This window comes from Halorubrum sp. ARQ200, assembly GCF_005435115.1.
Classification (GTDB): domain Archaea; phylum Halobacteriota; class Halobacteria; order Halobacteriales; family Haloferacaceae; genus Halorubrum; species Halorubrum tropicale.
On the sequence record NZ_SGTZ01000018.1, the window covers coordinates 1 to 14,835 of the forward strand.

Genomic DNA, 14,835 nt, shown 5'->3' on the forward strand with positions numbered 1-14,835 from the left:
CTCGCGGGGTGTCCGCTCTCGCTCCACAAACTCCAAGTCGATCCACTCGGTACACTCGGTGAGGCGGGCGGTTTTCGGCATAGAGCACTGAATCCTCGTCCCGCCTCTTCCTTAACTTAACACCGCGCGTACCGGGGGCGATCGAGAGAACGTGACCCAGCGGGGACGACCGGGAGACGCTACGACCGCTTCCCGATCTCCTCGCGTAACACGTCGGAGACGACCTCGCCGTCCGCCTTCCCGCGGAGCGCGCCCATGGCCTCGCCCATCAGCCCGGAGAACGCGCCCATCCCCTCGGCCTCGACCTGGTCGGCGTTGCGCTCGACGACCTCGACGACGGCCTCGCGGACCTCCGCCTCGCTCACGCCTGAGAGCCCGGCCTCTTCGACCGCCTCGCTCGCCGTCAGGTCGGGGTCCTCGGCGAGCGTCGTCAGCACCTCGGGGACGCCCTCCTTCGCGAGGGCGCCGCCCTCGACGAGGTCGAACAACGCGAGGAAGTGGTCGTCGGTGAGGTTCTCCACGGGCGCGCCGTCGCGCCGGATCTCCGTCGTCGTCGACTCCAGCGTCGACGCCGCGAAGGTGGGCTCGGCGCCGCGCTCCACGGCCGCCTCGAACAGCGGGAACCGCTGGCCGAACGCGACCTGCTCGGCGAGGCCGGCGTCGAGGCCGAACTCCGCCTCGTACCGCTCGGCCTTCTCGTCGAGCAGCTCGGGCGTCTCCACGTCGGAGGGGTCCGGCTCGACCGGCGGCACGTCCGTCTCGGGGTACATGCGTGCGGCGCCCGGCAGCGGCCGGAGGTAGCGCGTGGTCCCGTCGTCGTTCGCACCGCGGGTCTCCTCCGGGACGCCCTCGATCGCGGTCTCGGCGCGGTCGGCGGCCGCCTCGATCGCGAGGTCGGCGGTCTCCGGGTCGGCCGCGACGATGGCGACCGCGTCGCCCTCGCCCGCGCCCACCGCGTCGCGGAGCGCGTCGACCTCCGCCTCGGTGACGCCGTACGCGGGCAGCTCGTCGGTGTGGAAGATGCCGCCCGCGCCGTGGCGCTTCGCGTGGTCGGACAGCTCCGTGCCGAGCCGCCGGTCCGGCTGGATCTCGCGGCCGACGAGGCCGTCGAAGCCGAACAGCGGGACCGCGGTCACCTTCCCGCCCGCGTTGAGCGCGCCGCGGATGACCCCGGACTCCGTGTCGGCGAAGACGTCGGTCACGTCCGAGACATCGCCGACGCTCGCGTCGCGCTCGCGGAGTTCGTCGCGGATCGCGAGCAGCTCCGCCTGTCGGCCGACCTCGCCGCGGACGATGTCCTCGATCCCCTGGAGGTCCTGGACGCCCTTCACCTCGACGCGGGCGCCGTCCGCGATGGAGACGTTCACGTCCTGCCGAATGGTGCCGAGCCCGCGCTTGACCGCGCCCGTCGACCGGAGCAGCATGCCGATCCGCTCGGCCGCCTGCCGGGCGCCCTCGGGGCTGCGGATGTCCGGGCCCGTCCCGATCTCGACGAGGGGGACGCCGAGGCGGTCGAGCGAGTAGACGACGCCGTCGTCGGTCTCCTCGACGCGCTTCGCGGACTCCTCTTCGAGCATGAGGTCGACGACCGACACCGACCCCGACTCCGTCTCGATCTCGCCGTCCTGCCCGAGGAGGATCGAGCGCTGGAAGCCGGAGGTGTTCGAGCCGTCGATGACGAGCTTCCGCATGACGTGCGCCTGGTCGACGACGGAGAGGTCGAGCAGGTCGGCGATCTGGAGCGCCACCGAGAGCGCCTCGCCGTCGACGCGTCTGGGCGGCTCGTCGTCCTCCTCGACGAGACAGGTTGTGTCGTACGCGAGGTAGGTGAACTCGCGGTCGACTCGGCTCTCCTCCATCGCCGCGTCGTCGAGCTCGCCCAGTTCGCTCTTCGTCGGGTGGAGCTGACGGGTTATCGACCGGTCGGCCTCGTCCGGGTCGCGCTCGACGGTCGGGGAGTCACAGAACAGCTTCGTCTCCGTGTCGAGCTGCTGGTGGATCTCCAGGCCGGCGACGAGCCCCAGCTCCTCGTAGTCGTACTCGGGGGTCGCGTCCGTACTCATTACGCCTCACTCCGACGGCGCGCGACTAAAAGGGTGGCAGTTCGCGCGAGCGATGCGGAGCAAGAAGCGACGACCGGGGTAATAAACGACGGATGCGTCGGCGCGTGCCTTCGAGCGGCCGCCGAAAGCGGTCGCGAGACGGCACGCGCGAGGTCGTCGGGTTCGCCAGACTGCCAGAGGGACCTCTGGTCCCTCGCTGGACGCGGCGACCGAGGCACCACAGCGAGCGAGGAGCGCAGCGAGCGTACCGAACACTGGCGGGTGGGGGCTTTGGAGGTCCGGCCATCGATCCGAGGTCGACGGCTCTGTCGAACTCCTCGAACGGTACTATGATCTCAGCGCCTCCCTGAATACATGGCGCGAACCAGTCAACAGGTCCACGTTTACTGATCCGCTGGTGACCTCGGTACACGAGTCGCCACGCGATGCCGGAGCCCCCCGACAGCGCCACTCGTCGATAGGCCCGGTCAGGAGCCCAGGAACTCCAACAGCACCGACCGGAACTGCTCCGGGCGCTCGATGTGTGGCGAGTGCCCGACGTCCGTGAACGTCTCCTCGCTGTAACTGCCACCGTTGGCGGCGTAGGCCTCGAGTACGTCCCGAGTCTGGTCGTTCATCGGCTGCGGAGGATAGACGTCGTCGCCTGGCCAATCGGGCAGTTCGCCGATCTGGCCTAAATAGCCAGCGTCAAAAAAGGAGGTGTCCGAGACGATCTGGTCGGCGTCGCCCCGGACCCACAGGACCGGCGGTTGCGGTTCAATGGTAGCCAGACCCGACGCGTCGAAGTACTTCGGTGAAATCGCGTTGAGCACGCCCCGCTCGCCTGGTGCCACCCCCGGCCAGTTGTCGGATGGTACCGCGTCACCGGGATAGTTCCCGTCGCCGACGGCCGTCGCACACATCGCCTCAACGTAGGCGTCGGCCGTCTCGGAGGCAAACTCGTGGTCCGGGCCGACGTAGAACGCATGCATCACCGAGCGCGGCGAGGCGTCGGCCTCCGCGGTAACGTCTCCCTCCGCCAGACGCTCGACGAATTCGTCGTCGGCGAGGCCGCCACCTGTGCCGGCGTAATCGGGCTGGCAGGGCGTTCCATCGCGGGTCGTGCCACCGAATCCGTAGGGCGACATCGTGCTGACCAACACCAGCTCCGTCAGGGTCTCCGGATAGTCGATAGCGTACTGCATGGCGATACCGCCGCCGATGGACCAACCGACCAGCGCTACCGCCTCAACCCCGACCTCTGCGAACAGGGCCGCCAGATCCTCGGTGTAATCCTGAACGCCTCGGGTTGCGTCGACCGGTTTCGTCTCCGAGTCGCCGTACCCCCGGAGGTCAGGGGCGAGGACCCAATAGTCGTCCGGCAGGTCGGCCATCAAACCGGCCCAGAACCGTGAAGACGAAACGTTCCCATGAACCAGACAGAGTGGCGTTCCGTCGGGATCGCCCGAGACGAGGATGTTCGTCGTGAGGCGGTCCGTCTCGACGCGTCGTGACTCGACTGAATCAGGGAGTGTATCGTCCATGTTCCTCCTTCGCACGGAAGTTTTATCAATAGATGGGTCGCTCCCTCCTAGTCCCCAGTGGACGGCTTGCCTACTGGTCCCCCCAGGACTGCCGTACTCACCCTCTGTATCTCGTGAGGCGGTCCTGACAGAAGTAGCGCAAGTCTAAGCCGACTCTGGTGTGTGTCTCCGAGACCACAACGGGACTCGCCGTCAATTGAACATTCGACACATCCTGTATATTTATTTTCGGGAATATTCTATACGTATGTCGTGTACCGTCGAGCCCTCCTGGCGTCGCTCGCCACTTCCCTCGCTGGGTGTTCACTGGCGCCGAGTGAACCTCCTCCAGCATCGTATCCAAGAACCAGACCAAACATCTTCATCTCCTTCGATTGGGACCCTGATCGATCAGCGCTCAGTGTCTCGTTCGAGGGCGGAAACCGACTTACAGCCGGAAATACGGGTCGCCTTACCATCGTCACGCCAGACCTCGATGATAGTGAGACAATATGGGTCGGCCCGGCAGAAACGAACGCGAAAGCGTCGTTTCCGCTCACTCCCGAGACAGCTGTGACACACGAACTCCCGCGGCCGGCGTCGACGAATGTGTACTGGTTCGAACCCGGGGAGGGAGACGAGGAACTCGTCGCGCGTTGGGATCCCGAAACAGAATCTACGGAGGTCGACGGATGAATCGCCGTCAGTTTCTCGCCGGCGCCGGGGCAGCAGTTGTCGGCACAGCGGGTGGATACGGCGGTATTCGCGTAGGTGATATCCGTCCGTACGACATTCCGCTGCCGGCAGGCGACTCAGCGCGTGAGCGCATCATCGCGGCGGCGGCGTACCGTTTGGCAGCTGACCACCGGGCGATTACGCGGACTCGGGTTCTGGATGACGGGACCGAAGAGACACCGTATGATCTCGACGTGTACAGACGACGGTATCAACATTCACGTCGCCGATACCTTCATGCGCTAACCACGTACAGAGGACCGCTAAGAAGTGCCGGGATCGACCATCACAGTGGCATGTTCCCGCACCGGAATATCTGGGCACTGCTTCATTACAGCCGAGTGTTCAGGAACCCTGAAAACCTGCCCTTGACCAAGGTCCTCTATATGACGGACGGGAAGATGGTTTCTGATCTTAACGCGCCGGTTCCAGAGGGAGACACCGTTCGTGTTTCAGACGCATGGGCTAATGTTATCGCTCCTCATCGTTACCCGACTGAGCTCGCTCCGACGGAATATATTCGTCCGCACCGGACCAACTGGGAAACAAGTGAAGAATCATCTCAGACGGCTACCTACCGCCTATCCGACCGGGATGCGTACACGCAGGTGGTTCCATTCCCGTATCGATTACGAGACGTGGAACTCGGCGAATGCTGGATTGAGGTGACGATCAGTCGGAACACAGGCCGACTCCGGCGAATTACCGACCACCGAGTCCACACGCTCACCGAAAGTGAGGGGAGTGAGCGATCACTCACGTATCGTATCGAGACCGAGTTCGACCAGTATGAAGAAACGACTGTCCGCCCGCCGGTTGGAGATATTGATCAGGATCTCACTACCCGATTAAAGTCACTCATCGTCGATTTGATCACCTACTGAGTCTCACACTGTTCAACACCAAGACGCTGGTAGACTCAGCGTCTTGAGCTGTTATTTTCTGATGGCTCTGTCGAACTCCTCAAACCGTACTATGGTCTCGGAGCCGTGCTGAATACGGGGTGCGAGTCGGCCAGGTGGGTAGCAAACGTGTCCGCTGACACCGGGCCGCTCACGAGTCGGAACAGTCAGTGCCCGCTGATCCGACGGCGGCGCTGAGACGCCCACCCTGCGACGGCTCCGATGGGGACGAGCAAGGTACCGACCAGCGGGCTCCACACAGTAGCGACGGTTCGGGTAACGCCGACAGCAGTCCACAGCGGCTCCGGATAGAGTTGGACTGCGTACTGTAACCCCTGCCCAGTAACGGCACTGAGGAGGAGCGGAAACAGTAGTACGTACACTCCTGTCAGTGTCGGGACGAGTGTCACGATGCCGAAAGCCGTCACACCGCCCACGAACGCTCCCTGCTTCGGAGTCGACACCCGAGACGCGACTCGTCGCCACACGGTAGTGCCCAGGACGAACCCCGAAACAAACGCGAACTGAGGCGCGTATCCGATCCAGTACTGCGCGTCCGGCGACAGGCGCAGCGGAACTACCGCCGCCACGAGCACATAAAAGAGAGAGGCGGCGAGTGCCGCCGCCGCCGCGACGACCCCGGCACCGATACCCCGCCACCGCGTCGCCGAGCGCTGCTGCCACGCGACCATACGGCTTTGGACGCTGCGTGAGAATATAACTGAGCGCAACCGGTCGGTGACAGTTGTACTCTCCGTATCGGACGCACGCCCACGGACGGGGACGAGTAGGCGGTGAGGGCTTTGCTACATGGCCGGCGCGTGTCCCGGTGAGTCGCTACGAGGTTACTGCTCGGAACCGTAGCGACCGACTCCGACCGCGATCACCAACAGCACGAGTACGACAGGCGTGTAAACGAGGTCGCCTGTATACGCCATTATCCCCACGATCATCGCAGCGATAAAGATCACGACGTTCTTCCAGCGGGCATTCACTCGCGTCCGAATCGATTCGTTCATGCACGGTAATGCTGTGGTGTCATCTTAGCTGTTACTCCGTTTGACTCCGTAGGGGACTGTTAGTGGTGGTAGCGGCGGTTTAACTCGGATAGAGCAGAACGAACCGAGGCGTTGCGTCGGCATAGAGACCGTTCAGTCGCTGCTGTTCGCCACGCTTCACGCTCCAGATACGGAGTATCCAGCAGTCGAGTCCCGACGCAATCGCGACTTCGAGTCGAAGCGACTTAGCTACTTGTAGGGCGGTAGCCGGACCTTTGAACGTGTTCGCGGACGGTCGCGATCGGTGATCAGTCACGACCAAACGGAACTGCCGCTCCTCGCGTAACGTCGGAAAGGAATTGTGCGTGGGTGCTGTCGTAGAGACAACACCGGCATCGGTGGGGTTGTGCCCCGAGCGATGCGTGGGACCGGATTTGAACCGGCGGACCTCTACAGGACAGCGCCCTCAACGCTGCGCCGTTGGCCTGGCTTGGCTACCCACGCTCGCGGTGTTCTGTCGCGTCCCCACCTACCTTTCCCCTGATTAAAAGCCCTTCCATTCGAGGGAGCCGTGGCGGAGTTTCGCAGACCGCCGGGCGACGGACGCCGGCGCGACTCGGCGACCGCGTCCGGCAGGCGTCGACCGCAACCGGCACGGGTTTGGGGGTCGCGTCCCACCGCACGGACATGAACGACTGGGCCCGCGAGAACGTCTCCGTCCTGACCGCCGTCGCCTCCGTCGTCGCGCTCGCGCTCGTGTTCGGCGCGGTGGGCGGCGTGATCCCGAGTTCGCTGCTGCCGCGCGCGAGCGACGCCGTCCTCGCCGCGATTCCGCATTTCAACGCCGCCGTCTCCCTCACCGCCATCGCGACGATCCTGCTCGGCTGGCGGGCGATCTCGCGGGGGAACGTCGAGCGACACCGGAACTTCATGGTGACCTCCTTCGCGCTGTTCGCCGCGTTCCTCGGCGCGTACATCTACCGGCTGATCCACGTCGGCACCACCGAGTTCCCCGGGCCGGAGCTCGTCTACTCGTACGTCTACCTCCCGTTCCTCGCGGTCCACATCCTGCTGGCCATCGTCTGCGTCCCGTTCGTCTTCCACGCGCTCTTCCTGGCCGCGACCCGCCCGTACGCGGACCTCTACCAGACGCGACACTCGCAGGTCGGGTTCGTCGGCGCCGTCCTCTGGCTGATTTCGTTCATCATGGGGATCGGCGTGTACCTGCTGCTGTACCACGTCTACTGACCGAAACCGCGACGAAGATATCGGGGCGGCTACGCGTTCCGCTCGGCCTTCCGATGGGCGGCGTAGAACAGCGGGACGAGCAGCGCGCCGGCGAACCCGAAGCCGAGCGCCAGCGTTCCGATATCGCTCGCGGAGAGTCCGCTCCCGCCGCCGGAGCCGCCGCTTCCGGAGCCGCCCTCGCCGCCGACGAGCTGATCGTCGACGGAACCGACCGCGACGGCGCCCTTCATTCCGACCGACTGGTGCGGCTCGCACACGTAGCGGAACACGTCACCGTCGCCGGCGTCCTCGAAGGTGTACTCGAAGGTCTCCCCTTCCTCTGCCACCGGCTCGCCGCTGGAGAAGACGCCGTTCTCCTCGACGACGTTGTGGCCGCCGCCCTGCCCGGTCCACTCCCAGACGACGGTCGTGCCAGGGTCGACGAGGATAGCGGGCGGGTCGAACAGCAGGCCGTTCTCGCCCGCGCCGACCGCGACGGTGACCTCGCTCTGCCCGCGGAGGTCGCGCGTCCCCTCGTAGTTGCCGACGTTCGAGAACCAGTCGCCGTATCCGGCCGCACCGCCGCCGGAGCCGCCGTCGCCACCCTCCGCCTGCGGATCGACGAGGTCGTCGTCGACGGAGCCGACCGCGACGGACCCCTTCATCCCGATGGACTGGTGCGGGCCGCAGTAGTAGTTGAACACGTCGCCGTCGCTGGCGTCGTCGAAAGTATACTCGAAGGTCGTCCCCTCCTCCGCGACCGCCGACCCGCTGTCGAAGGTGCCGTCGTTCGCGACGACGTTGTGGCCGCCGCCTTGCCCGGTCCACTCCCAGACGACGGTCGTGCCCGGATCGATCAGGATGGCAGCGGGACCGAACAGGAGGCCGTTCTCGCCCGCGCCGACCGAGACGGTGACCTCGCTCTGCCCGCGGTAGTCGTGGGTCCCGTCGTAGTTGCTCACGTCGTCGAGCCAGCCGTCGTACTGGGCGGCCGCGGTACCGCTTCCGGCGGCGACGCCCGCGGCGACCGCCGCGCCGGCGGCCCCGGCGCGGAAGAACCCGCGGCGGCTCATCGACGCGGCGTCGTCCTCGGCAGCGTCGGCGTTCCGTGTCATAGTCGCACGTCTGATCGTGATCGTATTTAAGCCCCCGATACGTCCCGAGCGGTCGAACCGCCGCCGAACGTGTGCGGGGTCGCGTTCGAGGAGGCGCGGATCGCGACCGGGCGTTCGAGGCCCGATCCGACCGGTGAATTCGGCCGTCAGCGGGCGCTAATCGTCGGCCGGCGTCGGGTCAGAGACCGGCGCGTCGACGTCGCGGTCGGTCGCTTCGCCCTCCACGTCGAAGGGGTACTCACCGGTGACGCAGCCGAGACACAGGTCGGCGCGGCTCTCGCCGAGCGCCTCCGCGACCGCGTCGATGGAGAGGTACGACAGCGAGTCGGCGCCGACCTCCTCGCGGATCTCCTCGGTCGACGCGTCGGCCGCGATCAGCTCCTCCCGGGTCGCCATGTCGATGCCGAAGTAACAGGGCGCGAGGATCGGCGGGGCGCCGATCCGGAGGTGGACCTCCTCGGCGCCCGCCTCGCGGACCAACTCGACGAGCTGGGTCGAGGTCGTCCCACGGACGATGGAGTCGTCGATGATGGTGACCGACTTTCCCGCCACCGTCGAGCGGATCGGGTTCAGCTTCAGGCGGACCGCGCGCTCGCGCTCGTCCTGCGTCGGCATGATGAACGTCCGGCCGACGTACCGGTTCTTCATCAGGCCCTCGGCGAACTCCACGCCGCCGTCGTCGGCCGCCCTGGGCTCGCCGTCGGCGGTCGTCTCGGCCGCGGCGTCCGCGTAGCCGGAGGCGAACGCGCGCCCGGAGTCGGGCACGGGCATCACTACGTCGGACTCGACGGCGGACTCCTCCCAAAGCTTGCGGCCGAGCTTCCGGCGGACCTCGTACACGAGGCTCTCGTCGATGACGGAGTCGGGACGGGCGAAGTAGACGTGCTCGAAGAAGCAGTGGGCGGTCGACTCGCGTTCGACCAGTTGATACGTGTCGTAGCCGGTGCCGTCGGGGTCGAGGACGACGAGTTCGCCGGGGCGCACGTCGCGGATCAGCTCGCCGTCGAGCGTGTCGATGGCGGCCGACTCGCTAGCGAGGACGTAGCCGCCGTCGACCTTCCCCAGACACAGCGGCCGGTTGCCGAGCGGGTCGCGGACGCCCAGCACGGTGTCGTCGTGGGTGATCGCCAGCGAGTAGGAGCCGTGGATGCGGTTCATCGTGTGCTTGACCGCCCGTACGAGGTCCTCTTCCAGTAGGTTCCGCGCGAGGTCGTGGGCGATCACCTCGGTGTCGCCGTCGGAGGTGAACGCGTGGCCCGCGGCCGCCAGCTCCTCGCGCACCTCGTCGGCGTTGACGAGGTTGCCGTTGTGCGAGAGCCCGAGCGAGCCGGACTTGAAGGAGACGGAGAACGGCTGCGCGCAGCTCTTGTCGAGGCTGCCGGCGGTCGGGTAGCGCACGTGGCCGATGCCGGTGCCGCCCGACAGCGACGCGAGGTCCCCCTCCTCGAAGGCGTCGCCGACGAGGCCGCGCTCGACGTGGCTGTGCTGTTGGAACCCGTCGTGCGTGACGATCCCCGCCGACTCCTGCCCGCGGTGTTGGAGCGCGTACAGCGCGTAGTACAGCGGTCGCGCGGCCTCCCGGTCCGCGAGCGAGACGCCGACGACGCCGCACTTCTCCCGCGGTTCGTCGCCGCCGTAGTCCCCACCGGCGTTCATGTACGCGAGGGTGAGGCGGGCGGCGATAAAAATCCTCGTGTTCGTGGCGTATCCCCCCGCCACTCACGGCGAGTTATACACTATTGTGGATATTTTCGGTGAGCGACCACGTGCGGTCGGGCGGTCCGACCGACGCGGCTCACGCCGTCTCGCCGCCCCCGACGAACTCGTCGAGGCGCGCGAAGTACTCCTCTCTGGGTACCTGGTACGCCCCCCGGTAGTCCACGTCGCCGGCGACGAACCGCTCCGCGACGTCGACCGCACCGGCCGCGCCGGCCTCCCGGCTCTCGTGGGTCTCCGTGACCGCCTCGATTTCGGGCTCCAAGAAGAGGACGACGTGCCACTCGTCGGTCGCGTACTGACCCGATCCGGGCCGGGCGTTCCGGGCGCCGTTCGTCAGGTAGATCGTCGGGAGACACTCGTCGGGGAGGTCGCCGCTCCCGAAGACGTCGGGGCGGTAGACGAGGATCGCCCGCCCGCTGGGCTCCTCGTTCCACAGCCGCCAGCCGTCCGGCAGCGATTCGAAGGCCATGCGCCTCCTCGGTCGCGGAGGCTTGAAAACGTCGCGTTCGGGCCGACGCAAGGCACTCGGTCGAGAGTGAGTCTCAGTCGACGATGTCCGACCCGCCCGGCGGCAGGAACTCCTGTAGCCGGTCGGCGCTCGCGACCTTCCGCACGAACGACTGGTCCGCGAACCGCTCTTTCAGGGTCCGGTAGGCCATCATCGCGGCGTCGTTCTGCGCGTACATCCCCGGCTCGAAGGTGACGTGCGCGGCCGCGCGGTCGACGATCGCCGACGGCGGCCCGCCGATGGCGCGGGTGACGGGCTCGCACTGGACGCCGACCGCGATCCGGCAGGGAACGTCCTCGAAGTACGTGCGGTCGCCGCGGATCACGAAGCTCCCCTTCTCGATGTACTCGCCGCTCTCGGGCGTCTTCGACACTTGGTCCGGCTCGACCATGTACGCGTCGCCCGCGCCGCGGCCGTCCTTCCAGTCCGACGAGTAGGAGACGGCGAACTGCGCGGCCTCGCGCAGGGTCTCCTCGGAGAAGTCGACGGGGTCGGCCGACTCCGACGGCCCCGACGCCTTCAGGATCGTCACCGGTCCGCCGTGCGCCTGCGTGTGGAAGAACCGGTCGTGCTTGCTCATGTACTTCTTCACCAGCTCCTCGTTCTGGTCGGCGTTACGGCCGCCGATGACGAGGTATCCCGTGGAGGTGCGGAACCAGCGGAACCGCTCGAACCAGTCGTCCGGGCTGCGGATCGGGATCGACGACCGCGACAGCCAGTCGGTCTCGTACTCCTCGTCGGCGTCGCCCTCGTCGTCAGCGTCGTCTCCCTCGTCGGCGGCCTGCTGCTCCTCCCACTCCCGCTTCCGCTCCTTGACGGCCTCCAGCTCCTCGCGGGTCGACTCGATCGCCTCCTTCGCGCCCGCCTTCTTCTCCTCGACGCGCTTCGCCTCCCGGTAGAGCCGGTCGGCGTTGACCTCCACGCCCTCGCTGGCGTCGAGTTCGACCCGGGTCGTCCCGCCGTCGTCGCCCTCCTCGTCGAGCTCGACCGTCACGGTCCCCTCGCCGCCGTCGACGCCGACGACGGCCTGCGCGGCCTCGATCCCGCGCTCGGCGCCGGCGTCGAGCGTCGCCTCGATCTCGTCCCACGGCACCTCGTTCTCGCGGGCCTCGCGCACGGTCGAGATCACCTCGTCGACGAGGTCGTAGTTCGCGTACAGCAGCTCGGCGCGCTCGCGCTCGGCCTGCGCCTGCTCCTCGAACCCCTCGATCGCCCCCTTCTGCTGTTCGATGATCCGCTCCTGTTTGGCGATCTCCTCCTCGAAGTCCGGGCGGGAGCTGCCGGCGTCGGCGGGCGCCTCGCCGTCGTCGGTCGCCTCGCTCCCCAGCCGGTGGAAGTACTCGTCGACGGCGTCGTTGAACGAGTCGAAGCCGACACTCGGGAGGTCCTCGTGCTCGGCGAGCGGGAACGGCGTCACGTCGACGACCCGAGGTTCGCCGCCGTCGCCGTCGGTCCCGTCGCCCTCGACCGACTCCTCGTACACGCGGGGGTCGACGTCGCCGGAGCGGAGCCGCTCGTCGATCCGGGCGAGCGCGTCGTGGAGCGCGCGGAGCTGGTCGTCGGTCGCCTCCTCGATCGGCGTCTCCTTCGGCACGCCGGCCCGCGTACACACCTCCTCGGCGTACAGGCCGCCGAGGTTCAGCTGCGTCGCGAGCGTGCGCACCACGTCGCTGTCCGACTCGCGCATGTGGCGCTCGAACCCGCCGTAGCTCACGTCGAGCGGGTTCAGCCGGGAGGCCGGGTACTCGTACTGCGAGCCGGGCGCGACGGTTCGGGACTTGAGCCGCACCGTCGAGAGCGCCCCGATCACCTCGCCCGTCTCGTCGAGCGCGGCGACGTTCCCCTGCCCGAACAGCTCCGCGACGAGGGTGGTGTTCCCGTCCTCGCGCTCGAACTCGAAGGTGAGGATGCGGTCGAACTCGTACTGCTCGACGCCCGCGAAGTCCGCGCCCGACATGCGGTTCCGCAGCATCTTCGCGAAGTTGGGCGGGCGACCCGGCGCGTCCGCGACGTGCGCCGGGTCGGCGGCGTGCGCGCGCTTCACGTCGCCCACCTCGATCATGAGCTCGACGCGGCCGCGGTCGAAGTCGCGCAGCTTCAGCCGGAGCAGGTCGTCGTCGTAGAGGTACGCCTTGTCGACCTTCGCGCCCTCGTACCGATTGAGTTCGGTGACGAGCGCGGCGAGGTCGATGCTCGACAGCTCCCGCTTCTGGTCCATATCCAAGACAGACCGGCGGGCCGGAAAAAGGCGTGTCGTTGTGGGTGCGGCGGGGAAGCGACCGAGCGCGCGCTCGATCCGGTCAGATCCGCTTCGACACGTACGGGCCGTCCTGCCGGTAGCCGAGCTTGTTCCGGTAGTACTCGCGGGCGCCGATGCCCGAGATGACCGCGACCTTGTCGTAGCCGGCATCGCGGGCGAGTTCCTCGGCGCGTTCGAGGAGCCGCGTGCCGTACCCCTGGTGCTGCCAGTCGCCGTCGCCGCCGATGCCGACCTCGTTGCCGTACACGTGCAGCTCGCGGACCAGGGCGGCGTCTTCGAGCTCCGGGCGGATCGGGTCGCTCTTGGTCCCGGGTGCGCCGGGCTGGTCGGGCGCGAACGAGGGGAATCGCAGTCGGCAGAAGCCGACGAGCAGGTCCCGGACGGGGTCCTCGAAGGAAATAAAGTGCTCCGTGCCGCCGCCGGCCTCGTAGGTGAGCACGTCGAGTTCCACGTCGTCCGGGTCCGGGTCGGCGTCGTTGTGCCCGACCTCGCGGGCGCGGATGTCGCGCTGGACGATCCCCTTCTCCTCGGCGCGCTGCGCCGCGAGCTGTCGGAGGTTCGACTTCTGGACGCCGGCGTCGATGAAGTCCGCGGGGATGTCGCGCTGGACGCGCTGGAGCCGCGTGTACTTCGGGATCTGGCCCATCACGTCGGCGACGAGGTCGGCCGCCTCCTCGCTGGTGAGCGGGTCGAAGTCGTCGCGGCGCCAGCGGTCGTACACGCGGGTCCCCTCGACGACGAGGGTGGGGTAGATCTTCAGGTAGTCGGGCCGCCAGTCGGGGTTCTCGAACAGCTGGCGGAAGTCCTCCAGACACATCTCGCGGGTCATCCCCGGCTGGCCGGGCATCATGTGGAAGCCGACCTTGAACGCCGCGTCGCGGAGGCGGCGGTTCGCGTTGCGGGAGGCCTCGTTGCCGTGCCCGCGATGCATCTCGCGGTTGATCCGCTCGTAGGTGGTCTGGACGCCGACCTCGACCTTCGTGCCGCCCAGGTCGAGCATGCGGTCGATCTGCTCGGGGTCACACCAGTCCGGCTTCGTCTCGAACGTCGTCCCGATGTTGCGGATCGCGTTCGTCTCGTTCTCGGCGATCACGTCTTCGAGGTACTCGAACTCCGTCTCCTCAGGGTCCGGCGCGAACGACTCGCCCTCGGCGGGCTCCGGCTCCTTGTCGAGGTCGTAGTCGTTCATCGCCTGGAGCGCGCGCTTCACGAACCACTCCTGGTAGTCGTGCGAGCGCGCCGTCATCGTTCCCCCCATCAGGATGAGTTCCACCTTGTCGACCGGGTGGCCGATCTTCCGGAGCTGTTCGAGCCGGAGGGTGACCTGTCCGTACGGGTCGTAGTCGTTCTGCTCGCCGCGGGCCGCAGCGGGCTCGTGGCCCGTGTACGACTGCGCCGAGGAGAACTCGGAGGCCGGGCCGCCGGGGCAGTAGAGGCACTTCCCGTGCGGGCACAGCTTCGGCGAGGTCATGATCGCGACGGGGGAGACGCCCGAGGCGGTCCGGACGGGCTTGCGCTGGACCACCTCGATCACGTCGTCGCGCGCCTCGGCGGGAGCGTGGTCCAGTATCTCGGTGTTCTTCGGCACCTTCGGGGAGCCGAACTCCGAACAGGCGTCGAGCTTGGCGCGTTCGAGGTCGTCGCGCTCGATCTCGCCCGCGAGGATGCGGTCGACGAGGTGTTCGCAGGTGCGGACGAACGCCTCCGAGTCGGTGCCGTCCCCGGAAGCGGCGTCGTCGGCGTCGCCCGCCGCGTCGGTACTCATTACGCCTCGATCGACGGGTTTCGGAGTTAAGCGTGTCGCAC

The 14,835-nt window shown here is 67.3% G+C and carries 11 protein-coding genes and 1 tRNA gene; 2 read left to right on the top strand and 10 right to left on the bottom strand.

Features of this window, described 5'->3' with window-relative positions; genetic code table 11:
* Positions 1-179: 179 nt before the first annotated feature.
* Entirely contained in the window at positions 180-2,063 is a 1,884-nt protein-coding gene (gene gatE / locus EXE50_RS15930) for a Glu-tRNA(Gln) amidotransferase subunit GatE (RefSeq protein ID WP_137705539.1), read from the bottom strand.
* A gap of 467 nt (positions 2,064-2,530) precedes the next feature.
* A complete protein-coding gene (locus tag EXE50_RS15935; protein ID WP_137705540.1) occupies positions 2,531-3,586 on the bottom strand; it encodes an alpha/beta fold hydrolase in 1,056 nt (351 codons plus the stop codon).
* Between the two features lie 671 nt (positions 3,587-4,257).
* On the opposite strand from EXE50_RS15935, the gene EXE50_RS15940 reads away from it, so the two are divergent.
* Positions 4,258-5,184, top strand: coding sequence for a hypothetical protein (locus EXE50_RS15940; protein WP_137705541.1), 927 nt, complete (start codon positions 4,258-4,260; stop codon positions 5,182-5,184).
* 185 nt (positions 5,185-5,369) lie between these two features.
* Here EXE50_RS15940 and EXE50_RS15945 read toward each other — a convergent pair whose 3' ends face one another.
* From EXE50_RS15945 to EXE50_RS15950, 3 genes are all read right to left on the bottom strand, one after another.
* Positions 5,370-5,894: a hypothetical protein gene (locus EXE50_RS15945; protein ID WP_137705542.1), complete on the bottom strand. Its 525-nt coding sequence runs from the start codon at positions 5,892-5,894 to the stop codon at positions 5,370-5,372.
* Between the two features lie 153 nt (positions 5,895-6,047).
* The gene (locus EXE50_RS17235) at positions 6,048-6,221 is read right to left on the bottom strand and encodes a hypothetical protein (protein WP_158293566.1); all 174 of its coding nucleotides are present in this window, start codon (positions 6,219-6,221) and stop codon (positions 6,048-6,050) included.
* Between the two features lie 398 nt (positions 6,222-6,619).
* A tRNA-Leu gene (locus EXE50_RS15950) sits at positions 6,620-6,704 on the bottom strand.
* Positions 6,705-6,887: 183 nt separating this feature from the next.
* Here EXE50_RS15950 and EXE50_RS15955 point away from each other — a divergent pair.
* The gene (locus tag EXE50_RS15955; protein WP_137705543.1) at positions 6,888-7,448 is read left to right on the top strand and encodes a DUF420 domain-containing protein; all 561 of its coding nucleotides are present in this window, start codon (positions 6,888-6,890) and stop codon (positions 7,446-7,448) included.
* A 29-nt stretch (positions 7,449-7,477) separates the two neighbouring features.
* Here the strand turns inward: EXE50_RS15955 and EXE50_RS15960 are convergent, their stop codons facing one another.
* The 5 genes from EXE50_RS15960 to EXE50_RS15980 form a co-directional block, all read right to left on the bottom strand.
* Positions 7,478-8,542 (bottom strand): halocyanin domain-containing protein, encoded by a 1,065-nt coding sequence (locus EXE50_RS15960; protein WP_053771446.1) that lies wholly within the window; start codon positions 8,540-8,542, stop codon positions 7,478-7,480.
* Between the two features lie 156 nt (positions 8,543-8,698).
* Positions 8,699-10,198: an amidophosphoribosyltransferase gene (gene purF / locus EXE50_RS15965; protein WP_137705544.1), complete on the bottom strand. Its 1,500-nt coding sequence runs from the start codon at positions 10,196-10,198 to the stop codon at positions 8,699-8,701.
* 139 nt (positions 10,199-10,337) lie between these two features.
* The gene (locus EXE50_RS15970; protein WP_053771448.1) at positions 10,338-10,730 is read right to left on the bottom strand and encodes a DUF5820 family protein; all 393 of its coding nucleotides are present in this window, start codon (positions 10,728-10,730) and stop codon (positions 10,338-10,340) included.
* 73 nt (positions 10,731-10,803) lie between these two features.
* Positions 10,804-12,987, bottom strand: a complete 2,184-nt coding sequence (gene rqcH / locus EXE50_RS15975; protein WP_137705545.1) for a ribosome rescue protein RqcH — start codon at positions 12,985-12,987, stop codon at positions 10,804-10,806.
* Between the two features lie 82 nt (positions 12,988-13,069).
* Positions 13,070-14,794: a tRNA uridine(34) 5-carboxymethylaminomethyl modification radical SAM/GNAT enzyme Elp3 gene (locus EXE50_RS15980; RefSeq protein WP_137705546.1), complete on the bottom strand. Its 1,725-nt coding sequence runs from the start codon at positions 14,792-14,794 to the stop codon at positions 13,070-13,072.
* Positions 14,795-14,835: the final 41 nt, after the last annotated feature.